Here is an 18,322-nt window from a genome sequence, read left to right as displayed (position 1 = left end):
ACGGCGTCGCGGGAACGGATTAGCCCGGTTCGGGGTGCGCCACCGCCGTCACCAACACGTTTCCCGAGGCCCGCGCCACCACGAAGGCCTCCCCCTTCACCGCCTTCGCGTCCAGCGCCAGCCGGTGGCCGCCCGGCTCGAGGACACCGTCGAAGACCTCGTGGACGTGGGTGCGGTGGAGCCGGTCGAGGCGGTACGCGGTGAGCCGGACCCGGCAGGCCGAGGTGACCTCGACGTCCGCGGCGGTGCGGGTGGCGGTCAGGCGGGTCAGCCGGCGCCGCTCGGCCGGCCCGCGGTCCAGGGCGTGTTCGACCTGCGCGACGAGCAGCGGGACGATCGGGGCGAGCCCGGCGACCTCGGCCACGTCCGCGCCGGCGTCCGCGAAGGCCCGGCGCACGGCATCCCGCGCCTCCTCGGTGACCGCGCGTCCGAAGGCGACGGCGCCGTAGGTGCGCAGCTCGTCGGCCGGGACGGCAGCGGCGTCCTGGGTGATGTCGGCGCCGATGCCGACGGCGCGCAGCGCGGCGGCCGGCCTGGCCAGGAGGGCGGTGCGGGCGTCGATCAGCAGGACCCGGCGGCGGGACCGCGCGGGGCCGTCGAGCAGGGCGGCGAGAGCGGCGCGGTACTCGGCGCCCGCGAAGCGGTAGGGGCCGATGCCCCGGTAGGAGTTGCGTTCCAGGTCGGCGTGGTCGCCGGTCTGCCAGGCGAAGTCCCGCCAGACGAAGTCGTCGCCGTCCCGCAGGATGACGGCGGTCACCGCGCCGCAGCCCAGGTCCTCGCACTCGGGGCAGCCGTAGATCACGTAGCGGCCGCCGGGCAGCGGCGCCTCGGTCTCCAGGAGCAGGCCGCGCACCTGGGCGGCGAAGATCGCGGGCGGCACGTCGGAGGCGAGCGGGGAGACGGCGTCCAGGTCGGAGAGCCGGAACAGCAGGGGCCGTCCGTCGACGACGAAGTCCACGAAGTCGCGGTGGACCTGGACGTCGCCGTCGGCGCGGACGGCACCGGCGCGCGTCGCCGGGGCCAGACCGAAGGGCGTGTACTCGGCAGCCATGCGGTGAGTATTCCCGGGCCTGGACCGTTCCGAGCCCGGCATCGGGCATTCCGCTACCGTCCCCGTGTGGAGACCGAACTGGATGACGAAGTCGTCGTGGTCGGCGGCGGGGTGACCGGGCTGACGACGGCCGTCGTGCTCGCCGAGCGCGGCAGGCGGGTGCGGCTGTGGACACGGGATCCCGTCGAGCGGACCACCTCGGTGGTCGCGGGCGGGCTGTGGTGGCCGTACCGGATCGAACCGGTCGCGCTGGCGCGGGCGTGGGCGCTGAGTTCCCTGGACGTGTACGAGGAGCTGGCGGCGCGGCCCGCGGAGACCGGCGTACGCATGGTGGAGGGGGTGCTCGGCGAGACCCGCCCCGAGGAGGTGGGCGCGTGGGCGGCGGCCCGGCTGCCCGGGCTGCGCGCGGCGCGGGCCGAGGAGTACGCGGGGCCCGGGCTGTGGGCGCGGCTGCCGCTCATCGACATGTCGACTCATCTGCCGTGGCTGCGGGAGCGGCTGGTGGCGGCGGGCGGTGTGGTGGAGCGGCGCCCGGTGGCCTCACTGGCCGAGGCCGACGCCCCGGTCGTGGTGAACTGCACGGGCCTCGGCGCCCGGGAGCTCGTGCCGGACCCGGCCGTGCGTCCGGTGCGCGGGCAACTGGTCGTCGTGGAGAATCCGGGCATCCACAGCTGGCTGGTCTCGGCCGACGCGGACTCCGGGGAGACGACGTACTTCATGCCGCAGCCCGGCCGGCTCCTGCTGGGCGGGACGGCCGAGGAGGACGCGTGGTCCACCGAGCCGGATCCGCGGATTGCGGAGGCGATCGTGCGGCGGTGCGCTGCGCTGCGGCCCGAGATCGCCGGGGCGCGGGTGCTCGGGCACCTGGTGGGGCTGCGGCCGGCCCGGGACGCGGTGCGGCTGGAACGCGAGACGCTGCCGGACGGGCGGCTGCTGGTGCACAACTACGGCCACGGCGGCGCCGGTGTGACGGTGGCCTGGGGCTGCGCCCAGGAGGCCGCCGGGCTGGCCACCCCCTGACACGGGCGGGGGCGGGCCCCGTGCGGGGCCCGCCCTCGGTCTCGCCCTCGGTCAGTGGTGGTGGTGCTCGCCGATCGGGTCGCCCTCCACGTCCGTACCGGCGCCGGGTCCGATGCGGATCTCGTACTCGCCCTCGTACCGCTTGTGCCCCTCGATGACGGCCAGTTCGACTGCCTCGGCGGCCATCTCGCCGCGCACGATGAGGGGGTCGCGGCGCAGGTCGCGCATGAGAGCCACGCACATGAAGATCATCACGATGACGAAGGGTGCCGCCGCGAGGATCGTGAGGTTCTGGAGACCGGTGAGCGCGTCTCCCTCGCCGCTGCCGACCAGGAGCATGATGGCGGCGACCGCACCGGTCACGACACCCCAGAACACGACCGTCCAGCGGCTGGGTTCGAGTGCGCCCTTCTGCGAAAGGGTGCCCATCACGATCGAGGCCGCGTCGGCGCCCGAGACGAAGAAGATGGCGACCAGGATCATCACCAGCAGGCTGGTGGCCGTGGCGATGGGGTACTCCTGGAGCACGGCGAAGAGCCTGCCCTCCGGGGTCGTCTCGTCGCCGAGCCGGTTCTGCTCCTGGAGCCTCATCGCCGAGCCGCCGAAGATCGCGAACCAGATCAGGCTGACCGTGCTGGGGACGAGGATGACACCGCCGATGAACTGGCGGATGGTCCGGCCCCGGCTGATGCGGGCGATGAACATGCCGACGAAGGGCGTCCAGGAGATCCACCACGCCCAGTAGAAGACCGTCCAGCTGCCCAGCCAGTCCGCGACGCCCTCGCCACCGCTGATCTCCGTGCGGCCCGCCATCGCGGGCAGGTCGCCGAGGTAGCCGAAGATCGAGGTCGGCAGCAGGTCGAGGATGAGGATGGTCGGGCCCGCCACGAAGACGAACACGGCGAGGAGCAGTGCCAGCACCATGTTGGTGTTGGACAACCACTGGATGCCCTTCTCGACGCCGGAGATGGCGGAGGCCACGAACGCCACCGTCAGCACCGCGATGATGCCGACCAGCAGTCCGGTGCTGACCTTGTCCATCCAGTCGAGCTGCTCCACGCCCGAGCCGATCTGGAGCGCGCCGAGACCGAGCGAGGCCGCGGAGCCGAAGATCGTCGCGATGATGGCGAGGATGTCGATGACCCGGCCGCTCACGCCGTTGGCGTGCTTCTCCCCGATGAGCGGCGTGAAGACGGCGCTTATGGTCTGCCGGCGACGCCTGCGGAACGTGCTGTAGGCGATGCCGAGACCGACCACCGCGTAGATCGCCCACGGATGGAGCGTCCAGTGGAACAGGGTGGTGGCCATGGCCGTCGTCATGCGGTCGCCGGTGTCGGCGGGGTCGGTGCCGGGCGGGGCCGTGTCGAAGTGCGCCAGCGGCTCACTCACACCCCAGAACATCAGGCCGATGCCCATGCCCGCGCTGAACATCATGGCGATCCACGACACGGTCCGGAACTCGGGTTCCTCGCCCTCGGCGCCGAGGTGGATGCGGCCGTACCGGCTGGCCGCGAGCCAGAGGGCGAAGACGACGAACCCGGAGGCCGCCAGCACGAACGCCCAGCCCCCGTTATGGATCAGACCGCTGAGCATGGTGCCGGAGGCGTCCTCCAGCGAATCGGTGCCGGCGGCGCCCCAGACGACGAAGGCCAGGGTCAGGGCCGCGGTGACGCCGAAGACGACGCGGTCCGTCTGCGGCTTGCGCTCGTGCCCCGGCAGGCCCGCCTCGGACCCCGGTAGTGTCCCTCTTTCGTGCTTTTCCTTGTCACTCGGGTCCTGCGTCACAGACGGCACCTTTCAAGTCGGTGAGGCTGAGAATAGTCCTCCGCTACGCCCTTACCACGTGCGACGCGGAAGTCACCTCCTCAGCAGTGGGCGTCGGGGACACCCGCCGTCAGGTGGTACGCCGCCCGCTCGTCGAGGAGCAACGGCACCAGGGCGCGCAGCGGCTGGCGCAGCGGTACGTAGGCGCCCTTCTCCCCGGCCGAACGCACTTGTACACCGTGCAGGGCCAGCTCGTCCCGAATGTCCTTGTACTGGGCAAGTGTCAGCCGGTAGCCGCAGGGCGGGTCCTGGATCACCTCGGCGGGTTCGGCGGGGTCGTTGTCCGCGCCACCGACGTACACGGGCCCGGTGTCGGTGCGGCCGGCCCGGCGGGCGGCGTCGGTGGCCTCCTCGACCTGTCCGCGCCGCCGCTCCGCGAAGCGGAACATGCCGTCGAGCGCCGCGAGCTGGGAGTGCACCCGGCGCCTCTTGTTCAGGGCGGGGTCCGCCTGTTCGGCGTCGGTGAGCGCGTCCACGCGGCTCTCGATGAGCAGGCCGACCGAGTGCTTCACGCCGGACATGTTGCGCAGGATGCGTTCCTGGCCGTCCCCGGCGGTCTGCTTGACCGGGTCGCCGGTGACCGGGTCGGTCCAGATGCCGTAGGTGCCGGTCGAGTAACCGGCTTCCCCGGCGGCCGGACGGACGTACGCCCCGGACAGGGCGCGGGCCTCGTCGTGGACCCGTGGGTGGGTGTTGAGGTTGCGGGGCCAGAGGTCGAAGAGGTCCTTGTCGTAGTACGGGGGTGTGGCGCCGTACTCGTGCAGGTCGTAGAGGACGTCGGGGCGCCGGTCGCGGACGACGGCGGCCAGGGCGCGGGCCTCGGCGGTCTGCAGGGCGAGGTGGTCGCGGTTGATGTCGACACCGTCGCTGTTGCCGCGGGTGTCGGCGGCCCGGCCGTCGGGGTTGGCGGTGGGCAGGACGAGCACGGTGGTGCGGTCCAGGAAGTGCCGGGTCCGGCGGTCGGTGGCGTAGGCCAGGTCGCGGACCGTGGACAGGCACGCCTCGCGGCCGGAGGGCTCGTCGCCGTGCTGGCTGCACACGAGGAGCACCGTGTTCGGCGCGGCGGGCCTGCCGAGGGTGACGAGGCGCAGCGGCCGGTCCTGCTTCGTGGTGCCGATGCGGTCGACGTCGACCCGTCCGCTCGCGCGGTCGGCGGCGGCCAGCAGTTCCCCCTCCTCCGCCTGGGTGGTCCAGCGGGCGCCGTTGCTCCGCTCGAAGCCGGTGCGGGGCGGGTGGTGCGCGGCGCCGGTGGCGTGGGCCGGTGCGGTGAGGAGGGACGCGGCGAGGGCCGCGGTGGTCACGGTGAGGGTGCGCAGCCGGTTCATCGGGCTCCCTTCGGGACGCGGTGGGTCGTGGGCGGCGGCGCGTCGACTCCGTCGAGGGGAGCGGGGGCCACGGTGGCGCCGGCCGTGCCGGCGGTCGCCCGGGCGAAGGCGTCGGGGCCGCCGACGAACGGTACGCGGGCGGATGTCCGGGAGAGGTCCAGGGTGAGGGTCGGCGTGTCGGCGGGCGGGTCGATGAGGCCCTTGTCGGTGCCCGCGACGATCAGGGCGAGACGGTGACCGGCCGGGACGACGTGGTCGGTGGCCGCCAGGCCGAGGGTCATGGTGTAGGCCTTGCCCGGGGTGAGCGGGCGGCCGTGCCATGCGGAGGCGTGGTTGCCGAGGTCGGCCCAGCCGCGGCTGACGACGGTGTGGTCCACGTCGGTGGTCTTCGCGGCCGTCTCCAGGTAGCAGGAGCTGTCGCCCGTGGTCCGCGGTCCCCAGCAGGTGCGGTCGGTGAGGGTGGTGATTCCCTCGCCCTCGCCGGTGTAGTCGCGGATGGTGTCGGGGCCGAGGTCGACGAGTACGGCGGACAGGTGGGCGGTCGGGGTGCTGGACCGTGCGGTGACGGTGACCTCGGACGCGCCGGACAGGCGCAGGTCTCGGGTGAGCGGTCCGGTGACGAAGCCGGCCTTGGCCGGTGTGGACGCGTCGATGTGCGTGGCCCAGTCGGTCTCGCTCAGCGCGGGGTCGTCGGTGAAGGTCTCGGTGCCGCGGTCGCGGTGCAGGCCGAGGGTGCCGACGCCCGGTCGCGCGCCGTCGGCCGGGCGCAGGGTCGTGGTGGCCGTGGTGCGCGGCGGCCAGGTCCGCGACGTCTCCCACCGGTCGGGCCCGCGTTCGATGTCGGCCATGGGCTCCCGGTCGATGCCGTTGTCGTAGCCGAGGAGTTCGTGGTCGAACCAGCGGTGCAGGGTGTCGACCCACTCCGCGCGGCGGAAGTCGAAGGGGTCGACGTGACCGGTCTGGGAGAGCCAGATCTTGCGGTCGACGCCGTTCTTCGCGAGGGCGTCCCACCACGGGCCGACGTGCTGCGTGCGGACGTTGAGGTCCTGCATGCCGTGGACGAGGAAGACGCTGGCCTTCACCTCGCCCGCGGCCTTCACGTAGTCGCGTTCGCTCCACAGCCGGGTCAGGTCTCCGCTGCGCGGGGCGCCGTCGGCGAGCCGCTGCTGCACGGCCTCGCAGCGGGCACGGGCGTCGGGGCTGTTGACGTAGTCGGAGAGCCAGTCGGGACCGGAGTCGTAGAGCGGGGCGCCCTGGCTGAAGTAGTAGTCGTACCAGGAGGAGATGGCGGCGATCGGGACGATGGTCTCCAGGCCCTCGACGCCGGTCGCTGCCACGCCGTTGGCGATGGTGCCGTCCCAGCTCTTGCCGATCATGCCGGTCTTCCCGTTGGTCCACGTCGCCTCGGCGCGCTCGCCCCCGGTGCGGCTGGTGTACCCCTTCGCGCGGCCGTTCAGCCAGTCGACGACGGCCTTCGCGGACCGGATGTCGGAGGGTCCGCCGACGTCGACGCAGCCGTCGGAGCGGTTGGTGCCGGCCAGGTCGACGCCGACGAAGGCGTAGCCGCGGGGCACGAAGTAGTTGTCGTAGTACAGCGGCATCCCGACGACGTCGCCGTCCGCGTCGTACGTCTTCTTCTGGCTCTCGTTGCCCCGCCCGCAGCAGGAGTAGTACGGGCTGGCGTCCATGATGACGGGGATCTTCCGGCCCCGCTGGGCGGGTTCGCGCGGGCGGACGATGTCGACGGCGACGCGGTCGTCCTCGCCGTCGGCGTCCCCGTCGTAGCCGGTGTCCACCCAGACGGCCTCGCGAACGGCGTTCGCGTAGGAGTAGACGGGTTCGCTCTGCCGCGGCGCGGGGTGCGCCGTCGCGGCGGGCGTGAGGAAGGTTGCCAGGAGTGCGGCGGTGGCCGCCGTCGCGAGCGGTCTCCAGATCGTGAAGCGCGTGCGTATCGGCATGCGCGGACGGTACATCGGTCAACTCCCGCGCAGAAGAGGGCAACGGGTGACTCATGTCGGCCGGATGGCGATCGTGTGACAGGGGTGGCCGTGGACATGACGGTGTCCACAGGGGCTGAATAGGCTGCGAACAGACTTCGTGCCCCTACGACTTGGAGCTTTCGTGCACCGCAGAATCATCGTGCCGGGCGCACTGGGCGCCGCCTCCCTCATGCTGGCGATCCCGGCGTCGGCGGCGGCCCACTCCCCCGGCGCTCCGGGCATCGGCGACCCCTACTACCCGGCCTACGGCAACGGCGGATACGACGTCTCCCACTACGACCTGCGCCTGAAGTACCAGCCGGCCACGGACCGGCTGGAGGGGACGGCCACGATCCTGGCCCGCACCACCGAGGACCTGTCGCGGTTCAACCTGGACTTCCTTCTGGACGTCGGCGAGGTACGGGTGAACGGCGCGAAGGCGTCGTTCACGACCTCCGGCGAGCAGGAGCTGGAGATCACCCCGGCGAAGCCGCTGGCCAAGGGGTCGGCGCTCACGGTCGTCGTCCGCTACAGCGGTGTGCCGTCCTCGAAGGAGGCCTTCGGCTTCACCAGCTGGCACCGCACCCCGGACGGCGGCGTCGCCGCGAACGAGCCCGAGGCCGCGGCCTGGTGGTTCCCCGGCAACGACCACCCGCGGGACAAGGCCACCTACGACGTGTCCGTGCAGGTGCCGGACGGCACCCAGGCGATCTCCAACGGGACGCTGCAGTCCACGAGTTCACGGCTCGGCTGGACCCGCTGGAACTGGCGCTCCGACAAGCCGCAGGCCACGTATCTCGCCACACTGGCGGTCGGGAGGTTCGACCTCACCACCGGCACGACCGAGAGCGGCGTCCCGGTCGTCAACGCCTACAGCGAGGACCTCGGCGCCGACGACGGCGCGGCGCGGGCCAGTGTGGAGCGGACCGGGGAGATCGCGGACTGGCTGACCGGCTACTTCGGGCCGTACCCCTACAACGCGCTCGGCGGGTACGTGCCGAACACGGACACCGGGTACGCGCTGGAGACGCAGACCCGGCCGTTCTACAGCCCGCGGCAGTTCGCGAACGGGTCGAACGTGTCCGTGGTCGTGCACGAGCTGGCCCACCAGTGGTACGGCGACCTGGTGTCCGTGCGCGGCTGGAAGGACATCTGGATCAACGAGGGCTTCGCGCGGTACGCCCAGTGGCTGTGGTCCGAGCACGAGGGCGAGGGCACGGCGCAGGAACTGGCCGACTACACGTACGCCTCGCACCCGGCCGACGACCCGTTCTGGACGGTGCGGCCCGGTGACCCCGGGCCGGAGAACCAGTTCGACCTCGCCGTCTACGACCGGGGCGCGCTCGCCGTCCAGGCACTGCGGAACGAGATCGGGGACGAGGACTTCTTCGCCGTCCTCAAGGGGTGGCCCGCGCGGTACGCCCACGGCAACGCGTCGGTCGCCGACTTCCAGCGGTACGCCGAGGAGGTCTCCGGCAAGCCGCTGGCCGCGCTGTTCGACACGTGGCTGTTCCAGCCGTCGAGGCCGGACGCCCCGGCGGCCCGCGCGGCGTCCCTCGCGCCGGCCTCGGACACGCCGGCGCAGCCCCGGTCGTGGCGGAAGATCGCCGCGACGAACGACGTGCACGGGCACTGACCGCCCGAGCGCGGTCGGCGGGCGGGCCTCAGGCGCCGTCCCCGTGGTCGTAGACGGTCACGGGTATGCCGCGCCGGGCCAGACGGCCGGTGACGAGTGGTTCGACCCGGGACCACTTGCCGCCGGCCAGACCGCAGCCGATGCGCGGCATGTGCACGGACGCGTCCAGCTCGGCCGCCTTGTCGGCGAGGCGGCCGAGCGCCGTGTCGATCGCCTCGTAGCGCACGGGGACGCCCTTGCTGCCCGTCCTCGTGCCGCGCTGACCGACCAGGTTGGCCACCCAGACGTACCGCTCGACCTGGACGAACTGGGCCGCGCCCAGCCCGAAGTCGTTGGACGCGCGGTCACGGTGCCAGGCGCGGTAGGCCGCCTCCGGCTCCGGCCAGCGGCGGGACAGGGCCAGGACGAACCCTCTGCCCCAGCCCCCGAGGTCGTTGCAGACATGGGCGATCACCTTGACGCCCTTGACCGACGGAACGGTGGCGTCACCCCGGACATACCTGATCTCCGACATGACGCCACCGTAGAGGCCACCACTGACAGCGGCGGTGGCCCGGAGTTCCCGCTACCCGGTGGGCCCGCCCCGCTTCTGCAGTCCGGCGTTCTGCGCCACCCGGCGCCGGACGCCGAACCAGCCCGCCACCAGCATCACCGCGATCACGGGGACCAGCAGGACGGTCTTGCGGCCGACCTCCTCGTCGTTCCACATCAGGCCGATCACGGCCAGCAGGAACGCGATCGTCACGATCTCCGTCACCGGGCTGCCCGGCAGGCGGAAGTGCGGTCGTTCGACCAGGCCCGCGCGCGCCCGGCGGACGAAGACCAGGTGACAGATCATGATGATCACCCAGGTGCTGATGATGCCCAGCGAGGCGACGTTCAGCACGATCTCGAAGGCCTTGCTCGGCACCAGGAAGTTCAGGCCGACACCGAGGACGCAGACCGCGCAGGTCAGCAGGATGCCGCCGTAGGGCACCTGGCTGCGGCTCATCACGCCGGTGAACCTGGGCGCGGAGCCGGACATCGCCATGGAGCGCAGGATGCGGCCGGTGGAGTACAGGCCGGAGTTCAGGGACGACATCGCCGCGGTGAGGACGACGAGGTTCATCACGTCGCCGGCGGCGGGGACGCCGATCTTCGACAGGACGGTGACGAAGGGGCTCTGGTCGCCCGAGTAGACCGAGCTGGGGAGCAGCAGCGCGAGCAGGACGACCGAGCCGACGTAGAACAGGGCGACGCGCCACATGATCGAGTTCACCGCGCGGGGGACGATCTTCTCCGGCTCGGCGGTCTCGCCGGCCGCGACGCCGACCAGTTCCAGGGCCGCGTAGGAGAAGATCACGCCCTGCATGACGAGGACCACGGGCATCACGCCGTGCGGGAGGATGCCGCCGTGGTCGGTGATCATGCCGACGCCCGGGGTCTGGCCGCCCACGTCGTGCTGGGTGGCCAGCAGGAAGATGCCGATCAGCATGAAGCCGACGAGGGTGGCGACCTTGATGATCGCGAACCAGAACTCCATCTCGCCGAAGATCCGGACCGAGATGAGGTTGACGGCCAGGACCACCGCGAGGGCGATCAGGGCGAGCACCCATTGCGGGATGCTCGTGAACATACTCCAGTAGTGCGTGTACAGCGCGATCGCGGTGATGTCGGCGATGCCGGTGGTCGACCAGTTCAGGAAGTACATCCAGCCGGCGACGTAGGCGCCCTTCTCACCGAGGAACTCGCGCGCGTACGACACGAAGGACCCGGAGGAGGGCCGGTAGAGCACCAGCTCGCCGAGGGCCTTGACGACGAAGAAGGCGAAGACGCCCGCGACGAGGTAGGCGATCGCGAGCGCCGGGCCCGCGTCGCGCAGGCGGCCGCCGGCGCCGAGGAAGAGGCCGGTGCCGATCGCGCCGCCGATCGCGATCATGTTCACGTGACGGGCCTTGAGGCCCTTGCTGTATCCGGCGTCGCCCGCGTCCGCGGGGATGGTCCCGGTCGCCTGGGGATGGGCGGCGACCTGTGCCGTGTCGACGGCGTCCTTGCTCACGGGTGGTTCCACTCTCTGGTGCGCCCGGGCGGGATACGCCCAGGTCGTCCGTACAGTGACGAGGCCCGCACCACCCTTCGCGGCACAGACCAAGGCAGCACCTTCCCACGACGCTGCGTCGCCATGCGGTGGCTCATGTCACACAGCGTGACTTCTCACAAGATCCGCCGGCGGTCTCCACCCGGTGCCCAAGAGGTTTCACAGCACTGGTGAGACAGCGATACTGCTGCACATGACGACGACCGACGCCGGGGAGCCGACCCTCACGATCGACGAGCTGGCCGCCCGGGCCGGCGTCACCGTGCGCACGGTCCGCTTCTACGGCACCAAGGGGCTGCTGCCGCCGCCGGTGATCGGGGCGCGCCGGGTGGGGCACTACGGCCGGGAGCACCTGGCCCGGCTGGCGCTGATCGAGGAGTTGCAGCACCGGGGGATGACCCTGGCCGCGATCGAGCGGTACCTGGCGCAGCTGCCGCCCGACCTGAGCGAGCACGACCTGGCGCTGCACCGCGCGGTGGTGGCCTCGTGGGCGCCGGAGACGGTGGAGAGCGTCACGCGCGGGGAACTGGACCGGCGCGCGGGCCGGCCGCTGGCCGACGAGGAGGTGGACCGGCTGGCGGCGATGGACGTGGTCGTCCGGGACGCGGACGTCACGGACGACCCGGACGGCGGCCTGTACCGGGTCGACGCCGGGCTGCTCCGGCTCGGTGTCGAGCTGCTCGACGTGCCCTTCTCCCCGGAGACGGTGCTCGCGGCCCGCACCGCTCTCCTGGAGCACTCCCGCGCCGCCGCGCGCGACCTGTCGCGGCTGCTGCGCGACGCGGTGGCCGAAAGCGGGGCGCGGGACGTGCGCTCCCTGTCCGCGCACATGCACCCGCTCGTCGTGCAGGCGCTGCTGACCACCTTCCAGCGGTCGCTGCGGGAGGAGATCCGGGAGTGGATCGACGGGGGCGGCGAGGAGGACCGCGCCGCCCCGGGCTGAGGCGCGCGCTCCTCAGCGGCCGTCGGTGAAGACCTCCCCCTTGTCCGCCTTCTCCACCAGCAGCGCGGGCGGCGTGAAGCGCTCGCCGTAGCGGTCGGCCAGCTCACGGGCGCGTGCCACGAAGCCGGGCAGACCGCCCTCGTAACCGTTGACGTACTGCAGGACGCCGCCGGTCCAGCCGGGGAAGCCGATGCCGAGGATCGAGCCGATGTTGGCGTCGGCGACCGAGGTCAGGACGCCCTCCTCCAGCAGCCGGACGGTGTCGAGGGCCTCCGCGAAGAGCATGCGCTCCTGCATGTCCCGGAACGGGATCTCGTACCCGGGCTTGGTGCTGTGCTTGCCCGGGGGGCGACCCCCGGAACCCCCGAAATGCTCCCGCAGGCCCGGCCACAGGCCCGCGCGCTTCCCGTCCTCGCCGTACTCGTAGAACCCGGCGCCGCCGCTGCGGCCGGGGCGCTCGAACTCGTCGACCATGCGGTCGATGACGGCCTCGGCGGGGTGCGGGGTCCAGGTGCCGCCGGCCTCCTCCACGGCCCGCCTGGTCTCCTTGCGGATCTTCCGCGGGAGGGTGAGCGTCAGCTCGTCCATCAGGGAGAGCACCTTGGCGGGGTAGCCCGCCTGGGCCGCCGCCTGCTCGACGGAGGCGGGCTCGACGCCCTCGCCGACCATCGCGACGCCCTCGTTGATGAAGTGGCCGATGACCCGGGAGGTGAAGAAGCCGCGCGAGTCGTTGACGACGATCGGCGTCTTGTTGATCTGCCGGACCAGGTCGAAGGCGCGCGCGAGTGCCTCGTCGCCGGTCCGCTCGCCCTTGATGATCTCGACGAGCGGCATCTTGTCGACCGGCGAGAAGAAGTGCAGCCCGATGAAGTCCACCTGGCGCTCGACGCCCTCGGCCAGCGCGGTGATGGGCAGCGTGGAGGTGTTGGAGCAGAGCAGGGCGTCGGGGGCGACGACGCTCTCGATCTCCTGGAACACCTTGTGCTTGAGCGAGGTGTCCTCGAAGACGGCCTCGATGACCGCGTCGCACCCGGCGAGGTCGGCGGCCTCGGCGGTCGGCGTGATGCGGGCGAGGAGCGCGTCGGCCTTCTCCTGGGTGGTGCGCCCCTTGGCGACGGCCTTGGCGCACAGCTTCTCGGAGTAGCCCTTGCCCTTGACGGCGGCCTCCAGCGCGACGTCCTTGAGGACGACGTCGATGCCCGCGCGTGCGCACGAGTAGGCGATGCCGGCGCCCATCATGCCGGCCCCGAGGACGGCCACCTTGGTGACCTTCCGGGGCTCGATGCCCCGGGGGCGGTTGGCGCCGGAGTTGACGGCCTGGAGGTCGAAGAAGAACGCCTGGATCATGTTCTTCGAGGTCTGCCCGGCGGCCAGCTCGACGAAGTAGCGGGCCTCGATGACCTGGGCGGTCTCGAAGTCGACCTGGGAGCCCTCGACGGCGGCGGCCATGATGTTGCGCGGCGCCGGGTAGGGGGCACCGGCCGTCTGCTTGCGCAGGTTGGCGGGGAAGGCGGGCAGGTTGGCCGCGAACTTCGGGTGCGAGGGGGTGCCGCCGGGGATGCGGTAGCCGGGCCTGTCCCAGGGCTGCGCGGACTCCGGGTTGGCGTCGATGAAGGCGCGGGCCTTGGCGAGCATGTCGTCGCGGCTGTCGGCGACCTCGTCGACCAGGCCGTTCTCCCGGGCGCGGCGCGGGTTGTACTGGGTGCCCTGGAGGAGCACCTTGAGCAGCGCGTCGGTGATGCCGAGCATGCGGACGGTGCGCACGACTCCGCCGCCGCCGGGGAGCAGGCCGAGGGTGACCTCGGGGCAGCCGATCTTGGAGCCGGGGGCGTCCAGGGCGACGCGGTGGTGGCAGGCGAGGGCGATCTCGTAACCGCCGCCGAGGGCCGCGCCGTTCATGGCGGCGACGACGGGCTTGCCGAGGGTCTCGATGCGGCGCAGGTCGCGCTTGATGGCCATGCCGCCGTCGAAGAGGTCCTGGGCCGTCTCCGGGGTGACGCGGATCAGGTCGCGCAGGTCGCCGCCGGCGAAGAAGGTCTTCTTGGCCGAGGTGACGATGACGCCGCGGATCGAGTCCTTCTCGGCCTCCAGGCGGTCGGTGACCGCCGCGAGGGAGCGGCGGAACGCCTGGTTCATGGTGTTGGCGGACTGGCCGGGGTCGTCGAGGACGAGGGTGACGACGCCGGTGTCGTCCTGTTCCCAGCGGATGGTGGTGGGCTCGGTGCTCATGAGGGTGTGCTCCAGGTGATCCGTCGTATCCGTCGGGAGGGGGTCAGACGCGCTCGACGACGGTGGCGATGCCCATGCCGCCGCCCACGCACAGGGTGGCGAGGCCGTACCGCTTGTCCTGGCGCTCCAGTTCGTCCACGAGCGTGCCGAGGATCATCGCGCCGGTGGCGCCGAGGGGGTGGCCGAGCGCGATGGCGCCGCCGTTGACGTTGACCTTGTCGAGGGAGAGGCCCATGTCCTTGACGAAGCGCAGGACGACCGCGGCGAACGCCTCGTTGATCTCGACCAGGTCGATGTCGTCGATGGTGAGCCCGGCCTTGGCGAGCGCCTTGCGGGTGGCCGGGGCGGGGCCGGTGAGCATGATGGTGGGCTCGGAGCCGGACACGGCGGCCGAGACGATCCGGGCGCGCGGGCGGAGGCCGTAGCGGTCGCCGACCTCCCGGGAGCCGATGGCGACCAGGGAGGCGCCGTCCACGATGCCGGAGGAGTTGCCCGCGTGGTGGACGTGGTCGATCTTCTCGACCCAGTGGTACTTCTGCAGCGCGACGGCGTCGAAACCGCCGAGTTCGCCGATGTCGGCGAAGGACGGCTTGAGGCCCGCGAGGGAGTCGGCGGTGGTGCCGGGGCGCAGGTGCTCGTCGTGGTCGAGAACGGTGAGGCCGGCGCGGTCGCGCACGGGGACGACGGAGCGCTCGAAGCGGCCGTCCTTCCAGGCGGCGGCCGCGCGCTCCTGGGAGAGGGCCGCGTACTCGTCCACGTCGCGGCGGGAGAAGCCCTCGATGGTGGCGATCAGGTCGGCGCCGATGCCCTGCGGCACGAAGTTGGTGGCGAGGTTGGTCATCGGGTCGTTGAACCAGGCGCCGCCGTCCGAGGCCATCGGCACCCGGGACATGGACTCGACGCCGCCCGCGAGGACCAGGTCCTCCCAGCCGGAACGCACCTTGGCGGCGGCCAGGTTGACGGCCTCCAGGCCCGAGGCGCAGAAGCGGTTCTCCTGGACGCCGGCCACGGTGTCCGGCAGTCCCGCGGCGATGGCGGCGATGCGGGCGATGTCGGAGCCCTGGTCACCGACGGGACCGACGACGCCGAGGACGACGTCGTCGACCGCGGCGGGGTCCAGGTCCGGGAAGCGGGCGCGGATCTCGTGGATGAGGCCGACGACCAGGTCGACGGGCTTCGTGCCGTGCAGGGCGCCGCTCGCCTTGCCGCGTCCGCGCGGGGTGCGGATCGCGTCGTACACGTACGCTTCGGTGGTCACTGGCAGGCCTTTCACTGAGGGTTCTTCACAGGGCTGTTCGGGTGAGGGACACGAGTCGGTCCGCCCTCGCGGGGCAGGTCCCAGTCGCGGGCCACGGCGTCGGTGTCGGCGCCGGGCAGCACGGGCCCGGTGCGGACGGCGGTGGGAGTCGCGGAGAAGCGGGGTGCGGGGGCCGGCTGGGTGAGGCCGTCGTGGTCGGTGAAGGTGGAGCGGGCGGCGAGGTGGGGGTGGTGCGGTGCCTCGCGCAGCGTGAGGACGGGGGCCACGCAGGCGTCGGAGCCGGCGAACACGGACGTCCACTCGTCGCGGGTGCGGGACGCGAACCGGTCGGCGACGGCCGCGCGCAGCTCGGGCCAGCGGGCCGGGTCGTCGCGGGCGGGCGCCAGGCCGGGGATGCCGAGCAGCTCCATGAACTCGGTGTAGAAGCGCTGCTCCAGGGCGCCGACCGCCATGTACCGGCCGTCGGCGGTCTCGTAGGTGCCGTAGAAGGGGCAGCCGCCGTCGAGGAGGTTGGCGCCGCGCCGGTCCTGCCAGGCGCCGGCGGCGAGCATGCCGTGGATCATCGAGGAGAGGTGTGCGGTGCCGTCCACGATCGCGGCGTCCACGACCTGGCCGGTACCCGTCGCGCGCGCGTGGTGCAGGGCGGCGAGGACTCCGACGACCAGGTAGAGGGAGCCGCCCGCGTAGTCGCCGAGGAGGTTGGCGGGGACGGCGGGCGGGCGGCCGGGGTCGCCGATCATGCCGAGGGTGCCGGTGAGCGCGATGTACCCGATGTCGTGACCGGCGCGTTCGGCGAGCGGGCCCTCCTGGCCCCAGCCGGTCATCCTGCCGTACACGAGGCGCGGGTTGCGGGCGTGGCAGGGCTCGGGGCCCACGCCGAGCCGTTCGGCGACGCCCGGGCGGTAGCCCTCGATCAGGACGTCGGCGCGTTCGGCGAGGGCGAGGACGCGCTCGGGGCCGTCCGGCGCCTTGAGGTCGACGAGCACGGAACGCTTGTTGCGGTTGGTGACGTCGTGGGCCGGGTCGACGCCCAGTCCCGGGCCGCCGGGGCGGTCGACGCGTACGACGTCGGCGCCGAGGTCGGCGAGGAGCATGGCCGCGAAGGGCCCCGGGCCGATGCCGGCCAGTTCGACCACACGCACACCGGAGAGCGGGCCCTCACCCGTGGTCCGGGCCGGTGTCCTGGCTTTCGGCATCGCATCCCCGCTCTGTGACACAACCGATGTAACACCAGTGATGCTAAGAACGTGTTCCACTGGGCACAAGACCCGTACGAGCAAGCGCTTAGCCCATTATGCGCCGCGGGCGTCCAGCCGCACCGCCAGCCGACGGGGAGCCACGGTGCGGTAGCTCTCCTCCACCCAGTCGCGGAGCAGCCCGGCGTCGGGGGCACCCCGATCCTCCAGCGGGACGCTCACCCAGCCCGACCTGCCCAGGCCGTACCCCGCGGGTTCGGCGCCGGGACACGACAGGGCATGGGCGTGCGCCTCCTCGCCCGTGAGCTTGAGGGTGATGCCCAGGGGGCGGCTGCCGTCGGTCACACCCAGGAAGACGAACACCTTCTTGTTGACCTTCGCGACGGACTCGCCCCACGGGAACTCCTCCACGGCGTCCGGCATGCCGAGGGCGAACTCACGGACTTTCTCCCATTTTTTCAGGGCACTCCTGGGCACGGCCACGCGATGCCTCCGGGGTCGTCGACGGACTCCACCCTCCTCACGCTAGCCTCGGCCACCGGCAACGGCGCGTGCTGCGGACCCGGGGATTGCCGACGGGTGACGAAGGGATGTCATGAGCAGGCTGAAAAGGGCCGACCGGCCGTACGACATCGTGCTCTTCGGAGCGACGGGGTTCGTCGGAGAACTGACCGCGCGGTATCTCGCCGCGCACGCCCCCGAGGGGCTGCGCTGGGCGATCGCCGGCCGCGGCGAGGAGAAGCTGCGCCGGCTGCGCGACCGGCTGCCGGGCGCGCCGGACGCCGGCGTGCTGCGGGCGGACGTGTGCGATCCGGACTCGCTGCGCGAACTCGCCGGACAGGCGCGCGTGGTGGCCACGACGGTCGGCCCCTACGTCCAGTACGGCGACGCCCTGGCCGCCGCCTGCGCGGACAGCGGCACGGACTACCTCGACCTCACCGGCGAGCCGGAGTTCGTGGACCAGACCTACGTGCGCCACGACGCCCGCGCGCGGGAGACCGGCGCCCGTCTGGTGCACGCCTGCGGTTTCGACTCGATCCCGCACGACCTGGGCGTGTACTTCACCGTGCGGCAGCTGCCGGAGGGCGTGCCGCTCACCGTGGACGGCTTCGTGAGCGTCGACGCGACCTTCTCCGGCGGCACCTTCGCCTCGGCGCTCGGCCAGTTCGCGCGCGGGCGGCAGCTGCGGGCCGCGGCCGTGGAACGCCGGCGGCACGAACCGCGCCTGGTGGGCCGCCGCGCCGTCACGCCGACGGGCGCGCCGCGCTTCGCGGGTGAGGTGGGGGCCTGGGCGCTGCCGCTGCCGACCATCGACGCGCAGGTCGTCCGGCGCTCCGCTAAGGCCCTGGACCGCTACGGCCCCGACTTCCGCTACCGCCACTACGCGGCCGTCCGGCGTCTGCCGGTGGCGGTGGGCGGAGTGGCGGCCGTGGGCGCGCTGCTGGCGGCGGCTCAGGTCCCGCCCGCGCGGCGCTGGCTGTCGGAGCGGCTCAAGCCCGGTGAGGGCCCGAGCGCCGAGAAGCGCGCCAGGAGCTGGTTCTCGGTCCGCTTCGTCGGCGAGGGGGGTGGGCGCAAGGTGTTCACGGAGGTCGCGGGCGGCGACCCGGGTTACGACGAGACGGCGAAGATGTTCGCCGAGGCGGCGCTCTGCCTCGCCCTCGACCCACTGCCGCCGACGTCCGGCCAGGTCACCACGGCCGTCGCGATGGGCGACGCGCTGACCGAGCGGCTGGTGGCGGCGGGCATCCGCTTCCGGGTGGCCGCGACCCGCTGAGGGACCCCTC

General features: G+C 72.4%; 14 protein-coding genes. 4 read left to right on the top strand and 10 right to left on the bottom strand.

All coding sequences use genetic code 11. From position 1 onward, the window contains the following. Window positions 1-19 precede the first annotated feature (19 nt). A complete protein-coding gene (locus DMH12_RS02590; RefSeq protein WP_125489883.1) occupies window positions 20-1,051 on the bottom strand; it encodes an oxidoreductase in 1,032 nt (343 codons plus the stop codon). A 66-nt stretch (window positions 1,052-1,117) separates the two neighbouring features. Between DMH12_RS02590 and DMH12_RS02585 the strand changes: the two genes are divergently transcribed. After that, window positions 1,118-2,071, top strand: a complete 954-nt coding sequence (locus DMH12_RS02585) for an FAD-dependent oxidoreductase (protein ID WP_125489882.1) — start codon at window positions 1,118-1,120, stop codon at window positions 2,069-2,071. Window positions 2,072-2,122: 51 nt separating this feature from the next. Here the strand turns inward: DMH12_RS02585 and DMH12_RS02580 are convergent, their stop codons facing one another. From DMH12_RS02580 to DMH12_RS02570, 3 genes are all read right to left on the bottom strand, one after another. After that, a complete protein-coding gene (locus tag DMH12_RS02580; RefSeq protein ID WP_125489881.1) occupies window positions 2,123-3,856 on the bottom strand; it encodes a BCCT family transporter in 1,734 nt (577 codons plus the stop codon). 80 nt (window positions 3,857-3,936) lie between these two features. Further along, window positions 3,937-5,220, bottom strand: a complete 1,284-nt coding sequence (locus DMH12_RS02575) for a M14 family metallocarboxypeptidase (RefSeq protein ID WP_125489880.1) — start codon at window positions 5,218-5,220, stop codon at window positions 3,937-3,939. Next, entirely contained in the window at window positions 5,217-7,178 is a 1,962-nt protein-coding gene (locus DMH12_RS02570; RefSeq protein ID WP_125489879.1) for a Xaa-Pro dipeptidyl-peptidase, read from the bottom strand. The genes DMH12_RS02575 and DMH12_RS02570 overlap by 4 nt, the downstream gene beginning before the upstream one ends. A gap of 163 nt (window positions 7,179-7,341) precedes the next feature. On the opposite strand from DMH12_RS02570, the gene DMH12_RS02565 reads away from it, so the two are divergent. Then, the gene (locus tag DMH12_RS02565) at window positions 7,342-8,835 is read left to right on the top strand and encodes a M1 family metallopeptidase (protein WP_185832111.1); all 1,494 of its coding nucleotides are present in this window, start codon (window positions 7,342-7,344) and stop codon (window positions 8,833-8,835) included. Between the two features lie 28 nt (window positions 8,836-8,863). Here the strand turns inward: DMH12_RS02565 and DMH12_RS02560 are convergent, their stop codons facing one another. Together DMH12_RS02560 and DMH12_RS02555 are read right to left on the bottom strand one after the other, a co-directional pair. Continuing rightward, on the bottom strand, window positions 8,864-9,349 hold the full coding sequence (locus DMH12_RS02560; RefSeq protein WP_125489877.1) for a macro domain-containing protein: 486 nt from the start codon (window positions 9,347-9,349) through the stop codon (window positions 8,864-8,866). A gap of 51 nt (window positions 9,350-9,400) precedes the next feature. Continuing rightward, window positions 9,401-10,873, bottom strand: a complete 1,473-nt coding sequence (locus DMH12_RS02555; RefSeq protein ID WP_125489876.1) for an amino acid permease — start codon at window positions 10,871-10,873, stop codon at window positions 9,401-9,403. Between the two features lie 232 nt (window positions 10,874-11,105). Between DMH12_RS02555 and DMH12_RS02550 the strand changes: the two genes are divergently transcribed. Beyond that, window positions 11,106-11,855, top strand: a complete 750-nt coding sequence (locus DMH12_RS02550) for a MerR family transcriptional regulator (RefSeq protein ID WP_185832110.1) — start codon at window positions 11,106-11,108, stop codon at window positions 11,853-11,855. Between the two features lie 12 nt (window positions 11,856-11,867). Here the strand turns inward: DMH12_RS02550 and DMH12_RS02545 are convergent, their stop codons facing one another. The 4 genes from DMH12_RS02545 to DMH12_RS02530 all read right to left on the bottom strand — a co-directional run bounded on the left by DMH12_RS02545 (window position 11,868) and on the right by DMH12_RS02530 (window position 17,021). Then, a complete protein-coding gene (locus DMH12_RS02545; RefSeq protein WP_125489874.1) occupies window positions 11,868-14,084 on the bottom strand; it encodes a 3-hydroxyacyl-CoA dehydrogenase NAD-binding domain-containing protein in 2,217 nt (738 codons plus the stop codon). Between the two features lie 43 nt (window positions 14,085-14,127). Further along, window positions 14,128-15,342, bottom strand: a complete 1,215-nt coding sequence (locus tag DMH12_RS02540) for an acetyl-CoA C-acetyltransferase (RefSeq protein WP_125489873.1) — start codon at window positions 15,340-15,342, stop codon at window positions 14,128-14,130. Between the two features lie 11 nt (window positions 15,343-15,353). Then, a complete protein-coding gene (locus DMH12_RS02535; RefSeq protein ID WP_125489872.1) occupies window positions 15,354-16,538 on the bottom strand; it encodes a CaiB/BaiF CoA-transferase family protein in 1,185 nt (394 codons plus the stop codon). A 96-nt stretch (window positions 16,539-16,634) separates the two neighbouring features. Next, on the bottom strand, window positions 16,635-17,021 hold the full coding sequence (locus DMH12_RS02530) for an MmcQ/YjbR family DNA-binding protein (protein WP_185832109.1): 387 nt from the start codon (window positions 17,019-17,021) through the stop codon (window positions 16,635-16,637). Between the two features lie 112 nt (window positions 17,022-17,133). Here DMH12_RS02530 and DMH12_RS02525 point away from each other — a divergent pair, with 112 nt between their 5' ends. Then, window positions 17,134-18,312 (top strand): trans-acting enoyl reductase family protein, encoded by a 1,179-nt coding sequence (locus tag DMH12_RS02525; protein ID WP_125489871.1) that lies wholly within the window; start codon window positions 17,134-17,136, stop codon window positions 18,310-18,312. Window positions 18,313-18,322: the final 10 nt, after the last annotated feature.

Origin of the sequence: Streptomyces sp. WAC 04229, assembly GCF_003947455.1 — a bacterium.
Taxonomy (GTDB): Bacteria; Actinomycetota; Actinomycetes; order Streptomycetales; family Streptomycetaceae; genus Streptomyces.
The sequence above is the reverse complement of the archived record's forward strand: the minus strand, read 5'-3'. Positions and strand labels throughout refer to the sequence as shown.

What these genes read in the sequence shown, in the direction of transcription:
- DMH12_RS02590 (WP_125489883.1), bottom strand. Translation starts at nt 1,051, where the DNA reads ATGGCTGCCGAGTACACGCCCTTCGGTCTGGCCCCGGCGACGCGCGCC.
- DMH12_RS02575 (WP_125489880.1), bottom strand. Translation starts at nt 5,220, where the DNA reads ATGAACCGGCTGCGCACCCTCACCGTGACCACCGCGGCCCTCGCCGCG.
- DMH12_RS02570 (WP_125489879.1), bottom strand. Translation starts at nt 7,178, where the DNA reads ATGCCGATACGCACGCGCTTCACGATCTGGAGACCGCTCGCGACGGCG.
- DMH12_RS02560 (WP_125489877.1), bottom strand. Translation starts at nt 9,349, where the DNA reads ATGTCGGAGATCAGGTATGTCCGGGGTGACGCCACCGTTCCGTCGGTC.
- DMH12_RS02550 (WP_185832110.1), top strand. Translation starts at nt 11,106, where the DNA reads ATGACGACGACCGACGCCGGGGAGCCGACCCTCACGATCGACGAGCTG.
- DMH12_RS02545 (WP_125489874.1), bottom strand. Translation starts at nt 14,084, where the DNA reads ATGAGCACCGAGCCCACCACCATCCGCTGGGAACAGGACGACACCGGC.
- DMH12_RS02535 (WP_125489872.1), bottom strand. Translation starts at nt 16,538, where the DNA reads ATGCCGAAAGCCAGGACACCGGCCCGGACCACGGGTGAGGGCCCGCTC.
- DMH12_RS02525 (WP_125489871.1), top strand. Translation starts at nt 17,134, where the DNA reads ATGAGCAGGCTGAAAAGGGCCGACCGGCCGTACGACATCGTGCTCTTC.